Below are 15,673 nucleotides of genomic sequence, written 5' to 3' on the forward strand. Positions count from 1 at the left end.
ATCTGTACTGACTCACCGCTTTCGCGAGCAGGCTCGCTCCCACAAGGGATCTCCAGTTATTCATGGATCACAAAAAAGCCCATGACACGTCATGGGCTTTTCACTTGCAGCTTGCAGCTCAAAACTTGCAGCTGCTCCTTAAACGTAAAACGACTTCAGCGGCGGGAAGCCATTGAACTCGACCGCGCTGTAACTGGTGGTATACGCACCGGTCGACAGCCAGTACAGGCGATCACCAATCGCCAGGTTCAGCGGCAGGCCGTACTTGTAGTTCTCGTACATGATGTCGGCGCTGTCGCAGGTCGGGCCGGCGATCACCACTTCTTCCATCTCGCCTTTCTTCTCGGTCCAGATCGGGAACTTGATCGCTTCGTCCATGGTTTCGATCAGGCCGGAGAACTTGCCCACATCGGTATACACCCAACGCTCGACGGCGGTGCGCGACTTGCGTGCAACCAGTACCACTTCGCTGACCAGAATACCGGCGTTGGCAATCAGCGAACGGCCCGGCTCGAGGATGATTTCCGGCAGGTCATCACCGAAGTCTTCCTTCAGGAAGCGAATGATTTCTTCGGCGTAGGTTTCCAGGCTGTTGGTGCGGGTGATGTAGTTGGCCGGAAAGCCGCCGCCCATGTTGATCAGCTTGAGGTGAATGCCGTCTTCTTCTTTCAGGCGTTCGAAGATCACTTTGACCTTGGCGATCGCCGCGTCCCAAACGCTGATGTCGCGTTGTTGCGAGCCGACGTGGAACGAGATGCCGTACGGCACCAGGCCGAGGTCGCGAGCGAGAATCAGCAGGTCCATGGCCATGTCGGTCTGGCAGCCGAACTTGCGCGACAGTGGCCAGTCAGCCGTGGTCGAGCCTTCAGTGAGAATGCGCACATAGACTTTCGAACCCGGTGCAGCCTTGGCGATGTTGCGCAGGTCGGCTTCGGAGTCGGTGGAGAACAGACGCACGCCCTTCTCGTAGAAGTAGCGGATGTCCTTGGATTTCTTGATGGTGTTGCCGTAGCTGATACGGTCCGGGCTGACGCCGCGATCCATCACTTTGTCCAGCTCGTAGATCGAAGCAATGTCGAAGCTCGAGCCCTTGTCTTTGAGCAGGTCGATGATCTCGACGGCCGGGTTGGCCTTGACCGCGTAGTAGACCTTGGCGAATTCGAAACCGGCGCGCAGGTCATCGTAGGCCTGGGCGATCATCGCGGTGTCGATCACCACGAACGGGGTTTCCTGTTTGTCGGCGAACGCCTTCATTTTGTCGAATGTAGCGCGCGCGAAATAGTCTTCGACCTGGATCGACATGCTGGGTGCTCCTATGGGCAAACTCGTAAAAACAATGGGTGCATGAACGCCCTCCGTATCCCCACTTTGGTTCGCCTACTTCCCAAGGCATGTCGCCGAAAGCAAAAAGGCCCAGAGATGTGCAGCTATCCCTTGGCCTTGCTGTCTCGTCGTCAGTACTTGAGCCGGATGGATCGTTTCCAGCATGGACGTTCGGCGCGAACTTTAGGGCGTGAGGGGCGCGAGATCAACTAAAAATGTCGCGTTTTTGCACGGTTCTGACGTGCGTCGCGTTCATCACTCCTTCTACCCGACCGAGATGACGGGGAGATGTTCCCGGCGAATTTTCGAGTGTTAAACATATCTGCACGTTCGTGGCTTTTGTCAGCTAGATCGCAGGTAAGTGTGATGGCGGCAACATCGGCGACGTTGGCGTCGAGAGGTGGGCGGTAGGGGGATTTTGGCTGTTTGAGACGGAGTTTCTCAGACGCTCTCTGAATATCATATGTTGAGATTCTTTTCCGCCTGATGAGTGAAGAAAAAATCACTCGGATCCTGTGGGAGCGAGCTTGCTCGCGAAGGCATTTTCACAGTCGACATCGTTGTTGACTGATATTGCGCTTTCGCGAGCAAGCTCGCTCCCACAGGGCCTGTATTTTTAGGCGACGACCGCCTCAGCCGGCGAGACGATACTGGTCTTCATCCCCCGCGAACGGCCCGAACTCAGGTACGCCGCAATCGACTCCTGCGTTACCTCGCCGAGGAACACCCGTTCGGCATCCATCACCGGCAGCCAGGCGCGGTTGAACTCGTACATGCGCGACAGCAGGATGCGCAGGTGCTCGTCGTACGCTGCGGTGGCGTTGAACTCACGCAGGAATTGCGCGCAGGTGCCGGTCTGGCGATGCAGGTCGCGACGGCGCACGTAACCCAGCGCCTTGTTCTCGGCGCAGGTGACCACGACGTAGCGACGGTCGTGCTCGTCCATCAATTCCAGCGCATCGGCCACCGGGGTTTCCGGGCTCACTGACGGCGCGTTGTCCGCCGCGTCTTCGGCCTTCACCAACAGCAGACGCTTGAGGGTGCTGTCCTGGCCGACGAAGTTGCTGACGAAGTCATCCGCCGGATGCGCGAGCAGGGTGTCCGGGTGGTCGATCTGCAGCAGCTTGCCGGCGCGGAAAATGGCGATCTTGTCGCCCAGTTTGATCGCTTCGTCGATGTCGTGGCTGACCATGATCACGGTCTTGTTCAGCGCGCGCTGCATCTCGAAGAATTCGTTCTGGATCATCTCGCGGTTGATCGGGTCGACCGCGCCGAACGGCTCGTCCATCAACAGCAGTGGGGCGTCAGCCGCAAGCGCACGAATCACGCCGATACGCTGTTGCTGACCACCGGACAATTCCCGCGGGTAGCGATGCAGATACTGCTTGGGCTCGAGCTTGATCATGCTCATCAGTTCGCGGGCACGGTCGTGGCATTTCTGTTTGTCCCAGCCGAGCAGTTTCGGCACCACGACGATGTTCTCTTCGATGGTCATGTTCGGGAACAGACCGATCTGCTGGATCACGTAGCCGATGTTGCGGCGCAGGGTTACTTCGTCGAGATCGGTGGTGTCTTCGCCGTTGATGAGGATCTTGCCCGAGGTCGGTTTGATCAGGCGGTTGATCATTTTCAACGTGGTGCTTTTGCCGCAACCCGATGGCCCGAGGAACACGCAGATCTCGCCTTCATTGACGGTCAGGCTTACCGAGTCCACGGCTTTGACATCTTTGCCGTTGCTTTGGAAGGTTTTGCTGAGGTTTTGAAGTTCGATCATTTGAGGAGTCCTTTTGGAGTCAGCGAGCGTTGCAGCCACTGCAAAACGAGGTCGGCGAAAATCGCCAGAAGACTGACCAGCAGTGCGCCGACGATAAGCATCGACATGTCACTGCGGCTGATGGAGGCAAGGATCAACACACCGAGGCCGCCGGCGCCGATGGTTGCGGCAATGGTCATGACGCCGATGTTCATCACCACCGCGGTGCGCACGCCAGCGAGGATCACCGGCACCGCAATCGGCAGTTCGACCATGCGCAGGCGCTGGCCGAAGGTCATGCCGATGCCGCGCGCGGCTTCGCGGATGCCCGGCTCGACGCCGGTGAGGGCGAGGTAGGTGTTGCGCATGATCGGCAGCAACGAATAAAGGAACACGGCAGTGATCGCCGGCAGCGGCCCGAGGCCTTGGCCGAACTTGGAGTAGAACGGCAGCAGCAGGCCGAACAGGGCGATCGACGGCACGGTCAGCAGCACCGTGGCGCTGGCCTGCAACGGGCCGGCGAGGGTGGGGAAACGCGTCATCAGAATGCCCAGCGGCACGCCGATGACGATCGCCAGCGTTACGGCGATGCCGACCAGAGTGATGTGCTGCCAGGTCAGGTGCATCACCTGCTGCCAGTCGAGATGGGAAAAGGCGTTCAGAAATTCCATGACTTCTCCTCTCTTAATTCAATGGATGCTGGCGCAGGAAATCGGCGGCAACGGACGATGGGCTCTCGTGGTCGACGTCCACCCGCGCGTTGAGCTGGCGCATGGTTTCGTCGTCGAACAGTTCGGCCAGCGGCTTGAGTTGTTCGGCCAGTTTCGGGTTGGCGTCCAGTGTGGCCTGACGCACCACCGGAGCTGCGGTGTAGTCGGGGAAGTAATGCTTGTCGTCTTCCAGCAATTTCAGGCCGAAGGCGTTGAGGCGGCCGTCGGTGGTGTAGACCAGACCGGCAAACACCTGGCCGTTGCGCAGTGCGGTGTAAACCAGGCCGGCGTCCATCTGCCGGATGTTCTTGCGGGTCAGGTTCATGTCGTAGAGCTTGACCATGCCGTCGAGGCCGTCGGAGCGGTTGGCGAACTCGGTGTCCAAAGCCACCAGATGGTTGGTCTTGGCCTCGGCGCGCAGCACTTCGTTGAGCTGGCTGATGTTGCCGATCTGCGGGTATTGCTCGGCGACTTTTTCGGCAGGGCAAGGGCATAGGTGTTGCTGAATTTCGACGGCGTCAGCCAGACCAGGCCTTTTTTCGCGTCGAGTTCTTTGACCCGGGCGTAGGACTGCGCGCTGTCAAGTTTCTCGGTGACATGGTTATAGGCCACCAGCGACACGCCGGTGTATTCCCAGAGCAGGTCCAACTGGCCGCTTTCGTGGGCGCTGCGCGCGAGGTTGCTGCCCAGGCCGCCGGTGATCTGTGCGTCGTAGCCTTTGCTGCGCAGGTATTGCGCGGTGATTTCGGCGAGCAGGGTCTGCTCTGTGAAGACCCGCGCGCCGAGGCGGATGACCGGTTTTTCAGCGGCTTGCGCGATTCCTGCGAACAGCAGGACGCAGCCTAAGATCAAGCTAAGTCGTTTCATAAATATTCCTTCGCAAAGCCTTAAGACGGGCGCAGACCGCGTTCCAGCCAGAGACGGCTGGCGAGGGTGACCACGCCATCGAGCAGCAGCGCCAACAGCGCGGTGCACGCAGCGCCGAGCAGCAGTTGCGGCTGATTGTTCAGGGCGATGCCGGGGAAGATCAGGCTGCCGAGGCTGTTGGCGCCGATCAGGAAGGCCAGCGGCGCGGTGCCGACGTTGATTGCCAGCGCGACACGCACGCCACCGACGATGATCGGCACGGCATTGGGCAATTCGACTTTCCACAGCACCTGGCGCGGGGTCATGCCGATGCCGACAGCGGCTTCCTTCAGCGAGCCCTGGACATTTTTCAGGCCTTCATAGGTGTTGCGCACGATCGGCAACAGCGAGGCGAGGAACAGCGCGAAGATCGCCGGGCCGCTGCCGATGCCGAGGATGCCCAGCGCAATCGCGAGCACGGCCAGCGGTGGCACGGTGTTGCCGATATTGAAGATCTGCATGAAGCGTTCGGCGCGGCCGACCATGCTCGGGCGGCTGAGGAAGATACCGGCGGGGATGCCCACGACAAGGGCGGCCAGCATGGAAGCGAGGACGAGAATCAGATGAGCTTGCAGGTAAAACAACAAATCGTCGCGGTAGTGTTCGATCGTGTTGATGCCGATCCAGTGGACCAGCAGGGCCAGGAGCGCGATCACCACCGCACCTCCCATCAGCCCTTTGCCATAGCGGATAGCCACAGGCGGACTCCTTTTTGTAGTCGGCGAGCGCTGCTCCGCGTGGCAAGCCATTCCTGGCTGCCGGAGTCAGCGTTCGCGAAAAGTAGCCGTTTTCCAGCACCGGCCAAGCGGTGCGAAAGCGAGCCATGAGCGCAGCCTCGTCAGGCTAACTTGCTGATTTTTCAGCCCCTGACGAAGATTCGTAACAGGGGATGGACGTCTCCATGCTTTAAAAGGTTCCCATCTGAGGCAGCATTTGGCCACCCTTAATGTGCTCAACGGTTCGGTTATTGTCCTGAGTTGGGCTATAATCGCGGCCCTTTTTGAATCACCGCCAGGCGATTTCCCATGACCCAACAGGCCGCCGAAGTCGCGAAACGCCGCACTTTCGCCATTATTTCCCACCCCGATGCCGGTAAAACCACGATCACCGAAAAGCTCCTGTTGATGGGCAAGGCGATTGCAGTGGCCGGTACGGTGAAATCCCGTAAATCTGATCGCCATGCCACTTCCGACTGGATGGAGATGGAGAAGCAGCGGGGTATTTCCATTACCACGTCGGTCATGCAGTTCCCCTATCGCGAACACATGATCAACCTGCTCGACACCCCGGGCCACGAAGACTTCTCCGAAGATACCTACCGCACCCTGACGGCGGTGGACTCGGCGCTGATGGTGCTCGACGGCGGTAAGGGTGTAGAGCCACGGACCATTGCGCTGATGGACGTCTGCCGTCTGCGTGACACGCCGATCGTCAGCTTCATCAACAAACTCGACCGTGACATTCGCGACCCGATCGAACTGCTCGACGAAATCGAAGCCGTTCTGAAAATCAAGGCTGCGCCGATCACCTGGCCGATCGGTTGCTACCGCGACTTCAAGGGCGTGTATCACCTGGCCGACGACTACATCATCGTCTACACCGCCGGTCACGGTCACGAGCGCACCGAAACCAAGATCATCGAGAAACTCGACTCCGACGAGGCGCGTGCGCACTTGGGCGACGAGTACGATCGTTTCATCGAGCAGCTGGAACTGGTACAGGGCGCCTGCCACGAATTCAACCAGCAGGAATTCCTCGACGGTCAACTGACCCCGGTGTTCTTCGGTACGGCGCTGGGCAATTTTGGTGTCGACCACGTGCTCGATGCTGTCGTCGATTGGGCGCCGCGTCCGCTGGCCCGTGTGGCCAACGAGCGCACCGTCGAGCCGGTGGAAGAGAAGTTCTCGGGCTTCATCTTCAAAATCCAGGCGAACATGGACCCGAAACACCGCGACCGCATCGCCTTCATGCGTATCTGCTCGGGCAAGTACGAAAAAGGCATGAAGATGCGCCACGTGCGTACCGGCAAGGACGTGCGCATCGGCGATGCGCTGACGTTCTTCTCCTCCGAGCGTGAACAGCTGGAAGAGGCGTACGCCGGCGACATCATCGGTCTGCACAACCATGGCACGATCCAGATCGGCGACACCTTCAGCGAAGGCGAAGTCCTCGGTTTCACCGGTATTCCGCACTTCGCCCCGGAACTGTTCCGTCGCGTGCGTCTGCGTGATCCGCTGAAATCCAAGCAGCTGCGTCAGGGCCTGCAGCAGTTGGCGGAAGAGGGCGCGACGCAGGTGTTCTTCCTCGAGCGCAGCAACGACATCATTCTTGGCGCCGTCGGTGTGCTGCAGTTCGATGTGGTCGCCAGCCGTTTGAAAGAGGAATACAAGGTCGAGTGCTCGTATGAGCCGATCACCGTGTATTCGGCGCGCTGGATCGAGTGCGACGACAAGAAGAAGCTTGAGGAGTTTTCCAACAAGGCGGTGGAGAACCTTGCGCTGGATGGCGGTGGGCATCTGACCTATCTGGCGCCGACGCGGGTGAATCTGGCGTTGATGGAAGAGCGCTGGCCGGACGTGAAATTCCGCGCGACGCGGGAGCATCACTAAGTTTTGAGTTGTTGTTCTGAAAGCCCTTGAGGTGTAGACCTTGGGGGCTTTTTTATGGGCTGCCGGTTTTGGTCTTGGCGGCCTTTGGGCCGACCAGGCGTTGGTTGATTTGGGTGAATATCCGTTTTTTGCTGTGCTGCAGCTGGCGGTTTCGCCCTTACGGCGAGTCCCTTTTTCAGACGCCAAAAAGGAACCAAAAGGCTTGCTCCTACGTTCGGCCCTCGCAGGCTCGGGTTCCTTCGCTCCGGGATCGATCCTGGCGCAGCGGCTACGGTTTGCTTCGCTGCACCTCCTTCCGCTGTGTCTGGCTGCGCCAGACGGTCGCTGCGCTCCCACGCCCGGATCAATCCCTCCACTCAGCCTTCCGACGTCGCCGGTGGATCAAGATCAAAGCGGTACTCGAGCTTGCGCTCATCGTGTGTAGGAGCTGCCGAAGGCTGCGATCTTTTGATTTAGCTTTTCTGTGGGAGCGAGCCTGCTCGCGAAGGCCGCCTGACAGCCGGCCGATATTTAGCAGACTGCCTGCGAATCCATTTAGGGGAGTGAGTGCTGAGTGAAAGCTATACGTCCTTTGAAACCCATTCAGGCCACGCGTGGGCTTAGCTGTTTCTGTTATTGCTGTTATTCGAAACCAATCTGTCCACCGATGGCATTTCTGCCCGCCCCGCCGCGTCCTAAGTGGTGAGCCGGGCGGATCGCAACTAGATTCACATCGAGCCAGTCCGGCAAGCATGTCTTAGCGCAACAGGATGGAGTCGGCCATGAAAAGCAGATTGCTACGGATTTTGATGTTGTTGAAAGTGATGGTGATGCTGTCCCTCGCTACTGCAACGGCGTGGGCTGAGTGTGAGGATCACGATTCGCAGGCGTTCAACGGCCAGGTCGGGCATAGCGGGCTGATGCTCGCCAAGTCCGAGTCGGAGCCCGGGGATATGAATCAGGGCGGCAGCGCCGATGATGACGACTCGACCACTGACGAGCCGGACAGCGATGATCCGGATGACGAAGGCGACAGCCAGACGTAGATCGCCGGGCAAAGAAAAACCCCTTCTGCCTCGACTGATGCGCAATCGAGGTGGAAGGGGTTTTGTTAACGCATGAATTCTTGAATCAACACGAACTCCCACATGGGGTTTTGTGGCCTCCGGATCTGCTTACGCCGCGCCGTCGAGAAACTGCTCGGCGTAGTGACAAGCCACCTGCCGGTTATCCAGTTCACGCAACAGCGGTTCTTCCGTGGTGCAACGCTCGGTCGCGTACGGGCAGCGCTTGTGGAAGGCGCAGCCCGATGGCGGGTTCAGCGGGTTGGGCAGTTCGCCGACGATCTTGATTTTCGGCTTGTTCGGGTCCGGGTGAATGGTCGGGGTCGCCGACAGCAGCGCCTGGGTGTACGGGTGCAGCGGGCGCTCGTAGATGTCGTTCTTCGGGCCCAGTTCAACCGGGCGACCGAGATACATCACCATCACGTCATCGGCTACGTGCTGCACCACCGCGAGGTTGTGCGAGATGAACACGTAGGCGGTGTTGAACTCCTGCTGCAGGTCCATGAACAGATTGAGCACCTGGGCTTGAATCGACACGTCCAGCGCTGAAGTCGGTTCGTCCGCGACCAGCACTTTCGGTTGCAGCATCATTGCCCGGGCAAGCGCGATACGCTGGCGCTGACCACCGGAGAACATGTGCGGATAGCGCTGGTAATGCTCGGGACGCAAGCCGACCTGCTTCATCATCGCCTGGACTTTCTCGCGACGTTCGCTGGCCGACAGCTTGGTGTTGATCAGCAGCGGCTCGGCCAGTTGATCACCGATTTTCTGCCGTGGGTTCAACGACGCATATGGGCTCTGAAAGACCATCTGCACGTCTTTGCGCAGTTGCTTGCGCTCGGCCTTGTCGGCGCCGGCGACTTCCTGGCCGGCGATCTGCAGCGAGCCCGACGACGGTTCTTCGATCAGTGTCAAAGCGCGGGCGAGGGTGGATTTGCCGCAACCCGATTCACCTACTACGGCGAGGGTCTTGCCGGCTTCCAGTTCGAACGACACGCCGTTGAGCGCGCGCACGGTGGCGTGGCCCTTGAACAGGCCACGGGAGACTTCGTAGTGACGGGTCAGGTCGCGGGCGGTGAGTACGACGGCCATTACGCCACCTCCTGGTTCAGCGGGTAGAAGCAGCGGGCGAGGCTGTTGGCTTTTGGATCAAGGCCCGGACGCTGGGTGCGGCAGTTGTCCTGCACATACGGGCAGCGCGGCGACAGCAGGCAACCCTGCGGTCGGTCGTAACGGCCCGGGACGATGCCCGGCAAGGTCGACAGACGCGAGGCGCCGAGGCTGTGTTCGGGAATCGCCTTGAGCAGTGCTTCGCTGTACGGGTGCGCCGGGATGTCGAACAGTTGCGGCACCTGACCGACTTCAACGGCCTGACCTGCGTACATCACGCAGACGCGCTGGGCGGTTTCCGCGACGACCGCCAGGTCGTGGGTGATCAGCACCAGGCCCATGTTCTGTTCTTTCTGCAACGCCAGCAGCAGATCCATGATCTGCGCCTGAATCGTCACGTCCAGCGCGGTGGTCGGCTCGTCGGCGATCAGCAGTTTCGGCTCGCCGGCAATCGCCATGGCGATCGCGACACGCTGGCTCATACCGCCAGACAGTTGATGCGGATAGGCGTCCATGCGGCTGGCGGCGCCCGGAATTTCCACTTTTTCCAGCAGTTCGATGGCACGCTTGCGCGCTTGCTTGCCGGACATTTTCAGGTGCAGGCGCAGCACTTCTTCGATCTGGAAACCGACGGTGTAGCTCGGGTTCAGTGCGGTCATCGGGTCCTGGAAGACCATTGACAGGTCTTTGCCGACGATCTGCCGACGTTGACGGTTGCTCAGTTTGAGCATGTCCTTGCCGTCGAAGCTGAGCGAGTCAGCGGTGACGATGCCGGGATGCTCGATCAGGCCCATCAGCGCCATCATGGTCACGGATTTACCCGAACCCGATTCGCCAACGATGGCCAGCACTTCGCCTTTGTCGACCTTGAGGTCGAGGCCGTCGACCACCGGGGTCGCGGTCTTGTCGCCGAAGCGGACGTTGAGATTCTTGATTTCCAACAGTGACATGTGAATCTCCTCAGGCGGCGTTCTTGAGTTTCGGGTCCAGCGCATCGCGCAGGCCGTCGCCCATCAAGTTGATTGCCAGCACGCTGAGCAAAATGGTCAGGCCGGGCAGACTTACCACCCACCAGGCGCGTTCGATGTAGTCGCGGGCCGAGGCCAGCATGGTGCCCCACTCTGGGGTTGGCGGTTGTACGCCGAGGCCGAGGAAGCCCAGTGCGGCGGCATCGAGAATCGCCGAAGAAAAGCTCAGGGTCGCCTGCACGATCAGCGGCGCCATGCAGTTGGGCAGCACGGTGATGAACATCAGGCGCGGCAGACCGGCTCCGGCCAGGCGCGCGGCGGTGACATAGTCGCGGTTCAGTTCGCCCATTACGGCAGCACGGGTCAGACGCACGTAGGACGGCAGGGAAACCACAGCGATGGCGATCACGGTGTTGATCAGGCCAGGGCCGAGGATGGCGACGATCGCCACGGCCAGCAGCAGCGACGGCAGGGCCAGCATGATGTCCATCAGGCGCATGATGGTCGGGCCGACCACTTTCGGGAAGAAACCGGCGAACAGACCCAGCAGGATCCCCGGAATCAGCGACATGACCACCGACGACAAGCCGATCAGCAGCGACAGACGCGAACCCTGGATCAGACGCGAGAGCAGGTCTCGGCCGAGTTCATCGGTGCCGAGCAGGAACTGCATCTGCCCGCCTTCGAGCCACGCCGGTGGCGTCAGCAGGAAGTCACGGTATTGCTCGCTTGGGTTATGCGGCGCGACCCACGGCGCGAAGATCGCGCAGAAGATGATCAGCAGCATGAACAGCAGGCCGGCAACGGCGCCCTTGTTCTTCGAGAACGCTTGCCAGAATTCTTTGTACGGCGACGGGTACAGCAGGCTTTGATCCACGGCGGACGTGGCGGTGGCTACTGAGGATGTTGGAGTGCTCATGGGTATTGACCTCAGCGCTGATGACGGATGCGTGGGTTGGCAAAGCCGTAGAGGATGTCCACCACGAAGTTGACCAGAATCACCAGGCAGGCGATTAACAGGATGCCGTTTTGCACCACCGGATAGTCCCGGGCGCCGATGGCTTCGATCAGCCATTTACCGATGCCGGGCCAGGAAAAGATGGTTTCGGTCAGGACCGCACCGGCCAGCAGCGTGCCGACTTGCAGGCCGACCACGGTCAGCACCGGAATCAGCGCATTGCGCAGACCGTGCACGAAGACCACGCGCGACGGCGACAGGCCTTTGGCCTTGGCGGTGCGGATGTAGTCTTCGCGCAGCACTTCGAGCATCGACGAACGGGTCATCCGCGCAATCACCGCCAGCGGAATGGTGCCTAGCACGATGGCCGGCAGGATCAGGTGATGCAGGGCGTCGAAGAACGCGCCGACGTCATCGGCCAGCAGCGTGTCGATCAGCATGAAGCCGGTTTTCGGCTCGATGTCATACAGCAGGTCGATGCGCCCGGACACCGGGGTCCAGCCCAGGCTCACCGAGAAGAACATGATAAGGATCAGGCCCCACCAGAAGATCGGCATCGAGTAGCCCGCGAGGGAGATGCCCATCACCCCGTGGTCGAACAGCGATCCTCGTTTGAGTGCCGCGATCACCCCGGCCAGAAGCCCGAGGATGCCAGCGAACAGCAGGGCGGCCATGGACAGTTCCAGGGTCGCCGGGAAAAGAGAGGTGAACTCGGTCCACACGCTTTCACGGGTACGCAACGACTCACCGAGATCGCCCTGGGCCAGTTTGCCGATGTAGTCCAGATACTGGGCATACAGCGGCTTGTTCAGCCCCAGGCGTTCCATTGCCTGAGCGTGCATTTCGGGGTCGACCCGACGTTCGCCCATCATCACTTCCACGGGGTCGCCCGGAATCATGCGAATCAACGCGAAAGTCAGCAAGGTGATGCCGAAAAACGTGGGGATCAACAACCCCAGTCGGCGGGCAATAAAACTAAACATCTTGTGTGGTACCTCATCAGCCGGTTAGGCGTGTCCGGCGTCCCTCAGGTCAGGGACGCCGGGCGTTTCTTATCTACTTCACCTGGGTGGTGGCGAAGTTATTAGTGGTGAGAGGGCTGATGTGGTAGCCCTCTACATTGTTGCGCATTGCAGTGAACATCCGAGTATGGGCCATGCTGATCCATGGCTGGTCCTGATTAAACAGCACTTGAGCCTGTTCGTAGAGCGCGGCGCGTTCGGCCGGATCTACTTTAGCCCGCGCTTCATCCAGCAGTGCCTGGAATTTCTCGTTGCACCAGCGTGCGTAGTTTTCGCCGTTCTTGGCGGCCTCGCAACTGAGCATAGGCGTCAGGAAGTTATCCGGGTCGCCGTTGTCGCCCGCCCATCCGGCCGAGACCATGTCGTGCTCGCCGGCCTTGGCGCGCTTGAGCATCTCGCCCCATTCCATCACGCGGATATCGATCTTGATCCCGACTTTCGCCAGGTCAGCCTGCATCATCTGTGCGCCGAGCATCGGGTTGGGGTTGGTCGGACCGCCGCCGTTACGGGTGAACAAGGTGAACGTGGTGCCTTCCGGAACCCCGGCTTCCTTGAGCAGCTTGCGCGCTGCATCGAGGTCGCGTGGCGGGTTCTTCAAGTCATGGTTGTAGCCGAGCAAAGTCGGCGGGTACGGGTTGACCGCCACCGACGCGTTGCCCTTACCGAACAGCGCGTTGACGTAGGCCTCCTTGTCGAAGGCGATGTCGATGGCTTTGCGCACGCGCACATCGCTCATGTACTTGTGCTGGGTGTTCATGGCGATGTACGAAACGGTCATCGCGTCCAGCTCGTCGACTTTCAGGTTGCTGTCTTTCTTGATGCTCGGGATGTCATCCGGTTTCGGATACAGCGCGACCTGGCACTCGTTGGCCTTGAGCTTTTGCAGGCGCACGTTGTTGTCGGTGGCGATGGCCAGAATCAACGCGTCGGCCGGCGGCTTGCCACGGAAATAATCCGGGTTGGCCTTGAAGCGCACCTGCGCATCCTTGGCGTAGCGCTGGAAGATGAACGGGCCGGTGCCGATCGGCTTGTTGTTCAGGTCGCCGGTCTTGTTGGCCTTGAGCAACTGGTCGGCGTATTCGGCCGGGTAGATCGACGAGAAGGCCATGGCGATGTCGGCCAGGAACGGCGCTTCGCGGCGGGTCAGGGTGAACTTGACCGTGTTGTCGTCGACTTTCTCGACGCTTTTGAGCAGTTCCTTGAAGCCCATGCTTTCAAAGTACGGGAAGCCCACGCTCGACAGTTTGTGCCACGGGTGATTCGGGTCCAGCTGACGCTGGAAACTCCAGACCACATCGTCGGCGTTCATGTCGCGGGTCGGCTTGAAGTATTCGGTGGTGTGGAACTTGACGCCTTTGCGCAGATGGAACGTGTAGCTCAGGCCGTCTTCGCTGATGTCCCAGGACTCGGCGAGTGCCGGGATCACCTCGGTGGTGCCGGGTTTGAAATCGGCCAGGCGGTTGAAGATGGTTTCGGCCACAGCGTCCGCCGTGACTGCAGTGGTGTACTGGACCATATCGAAGCCTTCCGGGCTGGCTTCGGTGCAGACCACCAAGGGTTTGGCCGAGGCGCCGACAGCGACACTCAGCAACGCAGCCGCGATGGCCGCACGTAGGGGAAGCATTTTCATCGATAACCCTCTGCAATCGGTTGAAGACAGAAAACCGAACGGCCGACTCATCATGAGTCAGCCGTCGGTTGGCGTTTTTACAGAATGTTGAACGGGATGGTGGTTACGAGACGGAATTCGTTGATGCTGCCGTCAGCCTGGTTTTCGCTGGCACGGTGCGCGGTGTAGGTGCCGCGAATCGTTGTGGCCTTGAGCGGGCCGCTCTGTACTGCGTAGGTTGCACCGACGCCGTATTCATAGTGGTGCTCGCCGTCCATTGCCTGCACGCCATCGTAGCCGCCACCCTTGTAGTGAGTGCCGTCGATGCCCCAGCCGCGTGCCTGGTAGATGTTGAATTTCAGGCCTGGCACACCGTACTCGGCCATGTTGATGCCATAGGAAACCTGGAAGGATTTCTCGTTCGGGCCGTTGAAGTCCGAGAGCAGGGAGTTGGCCAGGTAGATACCGTTGGTTTCGTGCAGGTAGTCGAAGTACTCGTTACCGTTCACTTCCTGATAGGAGAAGGTCACGGTGTGGGCCTGGTGCGTCAGGCCGAACGACAGCGAGTAGGTGTCGTTGTCGATGTCACCGAGCAGTTTTTGCCTTCGTCGACGGTCTTGTAGTAGTTCAGGCCGGTGGTCAGGCTCAGCACCGAGCTGTCGCCCAACACGTGGGTGGCGCCGAAGTAGTACTGGTTCCACAGGTCTTCGGCCTGGGTGCCCCACAGGCTGGTGGTCAGGCTGGCGAACGGCTGGTAGGAAATACCGGCGGTGTTGACGTGATCGGCTTCAGCGTTGATGTCACCGTATTCGGAGCGGAACTTGCTCAGGCTTTCTTCGGTACGTGGCGAAACGCGGTCGAAGGTCGCGACGTCGAATGCCAGGTTGTTCAGCTCTTCGCTGTGGATCGCGATGCCTTCGAAGCTCGATGGCAGCGGACGGTTGCCGATCACATCGACTTGCGGGCTGCTGAAGTTCATGCGGCCGGCGGTCAGAGTGGTATTGGAGATGCGCGCCTTGACGTTGGCCAGGCCCAGCTTGCTCCACTGGCCGACAGCGTCACCGCCTTCGCGGGTCAGGGTACGGTTGTTGCCTGCGCCTGGGCGGGTGCCCGGAGCGCCGCCATTGTTGGCGGCAAGGTTCTCGCGGTCGCGCTCAAGGGCGATCGCGTTGTAAGCAGCCACTTCGGTGCTGAAACCGACGGTACCTTCGGTAAAGCCCGAGTTGTACTTGATGATCGTGCCTTGGACCCAGTTGATCCGGCGATCGGTTTCGGTGGACTGGCCGTTCTTGCGATACGCGAACTTGCCGCCACGTTTGAGTTGTTCGTTGGCGTACCAGTTACGGGTCGAACCGCTGATCGATTGCCCTTCGAGGAAGCCAGTGGCTTCGGCCTGGGCGCTCTTCTCGTTGACGGTCACCGGGGTGAACGCCTGGCTTTGGGTTTCCGCATAAGCCGTAGCGGTGATGCTGCTGATGGCCAGGGCCAGTATCGCGGTGCTGCTCAGTTTCATGGGTGAAGCTCCTTTACTTTCTTTTTATCCCGGCTTTTTTGGTATGCCGGTTATTGGTTTAGAACTCGTTCACACATCGCAAACGTTTGCAAAACGCCGGATTGGCGAATTTCGGCAAAGCGCTTGCGTGAGGGAGTAGACGGCTCCCC

General features: G+C 60.0%; 11 protein-coding genes and 2 pseudogenes. 2 read left to right on the forward strand and 11 right to left on the reverse strand.

Translation table 11 applies throughout. The features are described from left to right. Nucleotides 1–138: 138 nt before the first annotated feature. The 5 genes and pseudogenes from LJU32_08600 to LJU32_08620 form a co-directional block, all read right to left on the reverse strand. The gene (locus tag LJU32_08600; protein WKV90245.1) at nt 139–1,302 is read right to left on the reverse strand and encodes a type III PLP-dependent enzyme; all 1,164 of its coding nucleotides are present in this window, start codon (nt 1,300–1,302) and stop codon (nt 139–141) included. Between the two features lie 637 nt (nt 1,303–1,939). Then, on the reverse strand, nt 1,940–3,097 hold the full coding sequence (locus tag LJU32_08605; GenBank protein ID WKV90246.1) for an ABC transporter ATP-binding protein: 1,158 nt from the start codon (nt 3,095–3,097) through the stop codon (nt 1,940–1,942). Further along, on the reverse strand, nt 3,094–3,747 hold the full coding sequence (locus LJU32_08610) for an ABC transporter permease (GenBank protein WKV90247.1): 654 nt from the start codon (nt 3,745–3,747) through the stop codon (nt 3,094–3,096). Before LJU32_08610 ends, LJU32_08605 begins: the two co-directional genes overlap by 4 nt. Nucleotides 3,748–3,760: 13 nt before the next feature. Next, nucleotides 3,761–4,653 (reverse strand): annotated as a pseudogene (locus tag LJU32_08615) (glycine betaine ABC transporter substrate-binding protein). A 20-nt stretch (nt 4,654–4,673) separates the two neighbouring features. After that, nucleotides 4,674–5,363: an ABC transporter permease gene (locus LJU32_08620; GenBank protein WKV91067.1), complete on the reverse strand. Its 690-nt coding sequence runs from the start codon at nt 5,361–5,363 to the stop codon at nt 4,674–4,676. A gap of 354 nt (nt 5,364–5,717) precedes the next feature. Here LJU32_08620 and LJU32_08625 point away from each other — a divergent pair, with 354 nt between their 5' ends. Together LJU32_08625 and LJU32_08630 are read left to right on the forward strand one after the other, a co-directional pair. Continuing rightward, nucleotides 5,718–7,301: a peptide chain release factor 3 gene (locus LJU32_08625; GenBank protein WKV90248.1), complete on the forward strand. Its 1,584-nt coding sequence runs from the start codon at nt 5,718–5,720 to the stop codon at nt 7,299–7,301. Nucleotides 7,302–8,062: 761 nt separating this feature from the next. Continuing rightward, nucleotides 8,063–8,326 carry a hypothetical protein gene (locus LJU32_08630; GenBank protein WKV90249.1) on the forward strand — a complete coding sequence of 88 codons (264 nt, stop codon included), beginning with the start codon at nt 8,063–8,065 and terminating at the stop codon, nt 8,324–8,326. 129 nt (nt 8,327–8,455) lie between these two features. Here LJU32_08630 and LJU32_08635 read toward each other — a convergent pair whose 3' ends face one another. The 6 genes and pseudogenes from LJU32_08635 to LJU32_08660 form a co-directional block, all read right to left on the reverse strand. Beyond that, nucleotides 8,456–9,436, reverse strand: a complete 981-nt coding sequence (locus LJU32_08635) for an ABC transporter ATP-binding protein (GenBank protein ID WKV90250.1) — start codon at nt 9,434–9,436, stop codon at nt 8,456–8,458. Further along, nucleotides 9,436–10,404 carry an ABC transporter ATP-binding protein gene (locus LJU32_08640; protein WKV90251.1) on the reverse strand — a complete coding sequence of 323 codons (969 nt, stop codon included), beginning with the start codon at nt 10,402–10,404 and terminating at the stop codon, nt 9,436–9,438. The genes LJU32_08635 and LJU32_08640 overlap by 1 nt, the downstream gene beginning before the upstream one ends. A 10-nt stretch (nt 10,405–10,414) precedes the next feature. Further along, nucleotides 10,415–11,341: an ABC transporter permease subunit gene (locus LJU32_08645; protein ID WKV90252.1), complete on the reverse strand. Its 927-nt coding sequence runs from the start codon at nt 11,339–11,341 to the stop codon at nt 10,415–10,417. An 11-nt stretch (nt 11,342–11,352) separates the two neighbouring features. Continuing rightward, nucleotides 11,353–12,363, reverse strand: a complete 1,011-nt coding sequence (locus LJU32_08650) for an ABC transporter permease subunit (protein ID WKV90253.1) — start codon at nt 12,361–12,363, stop codon at nt 11,353–11,355. A gap of 73 nt (nt 12,364–12,436) precedes the next feature. Continuing rightward, entirely contained in the window at nt 12,437–14,032 is a 1,596-nt protein-coding gene (locus tag LJU32_08655; GenBank protein WKV90254.1) for an ABC transporter substrate-binding protein, read from the reverse strand. Nucleotides 14,033–14,109: 77 nt separating this feature from the next. Beyond that, a pseudogene (locus LJU32_08660) lies at nt 14,110–15,524 on the reverse strand (OprD family porin). Nucleotides 15,525–15,673: the final 149 nt, after the last annotated feature.

This window comes from Pseudomonas sp. B21_DOA, from assembly GCA_030544685.1.
In the GTDB taxonomy this organism is placed as follows: Bacteria; Pseudomonadota; Gammaproteobacteria; order Pseudomonadales; family Pseudomonadaceae; genus Aquipseudomonas; species Aquipseudomonas fluorescens_AO.

What these genes read in the sequence shown, in the direction of transcription:
- LJU32_08650 (WKV90253.1), bottom strand. Translation starts at nt 12,363, where the DNA reads ATGTTTAGTTTTATTGCCCGCCGACTGGGGTTGTTGATCCCCACGTTT.
- LJU32_08630 (WKV90249.1), top strand. Translation starts at nt 8,063, where the DNA reads ATGAAAAGCAGATTGCTACGGATTTTGATGTTGTTGAAAGTGATGGTG.
- LJU32_08620 (WKV91067.1), bottom strand. Translation starts at nt 5,363, where the DNA reads ATGGGAGGTGCGGTGGTGATCGCGCTCCTGGCCCTGCTGGTCCACTGG.
- LJU32_08600 (WKV90245.1), bottom strand. Translation starts at nt 1,302, where the DNA reads ATGTCGATCCAGGTCGAAGACTATTTCGCGCGCGCTACATTCGACAAA.
- LJU32_08645 (WKV90252.1), bottom strand. Translation starts at nt 11,341, where the DNA reads ATGAGCACTCCAACATCCTCAGTAGCCACCGCCACGTCCGCCGTGGAT.
- LJU32_08625 (WKV90248.1), top strand. Translation starts at nt 5,718, where the DNA reads ATGACCCAACAGGCCGCCGAAGTCGCGAAACGCCGCACTTTCGCCATT.
- LJU32_08655 (WKV90254.1), bottom strand. Translation starts at nt 14,032, where the DNA reads ATGAAAATGCTTCCCCTACGTGCGGCCATCGCGGCTGCGTTGCTGAGT.
- LJU32_08640 (WKV90251.1), bottom strand. Translation starts at nt 10,404, where the DNA reads ATGTCACTGTTGGAAATCAAGAATCTCAACGTCCGCTTCGGCGACAAG.
- LJU32_08610 (WKV90247.1), bottom strand. Translation starts at nt 3,747, where the DNA reads ATGGAATTTCTGAACGCCTTTTCCCATCTCGACTGGCAGCAGGTGATG.
- LJU32_08605 (WKV90246.1), bottom strand. Translation starts at nt 3,097, where the DNA reads ATGATCGAACTTCAAAACCTCAGCAAAACCTTCCAAAGCAACGGCAAA.
- LJU32_08635 (WKV90250.1), bottom strand. Translation starts at nt 9,436, where the DNA reads ATGGCCGTCGTACTCACCGCCCGCGACCTGACCCGTCACTACGAAGTC.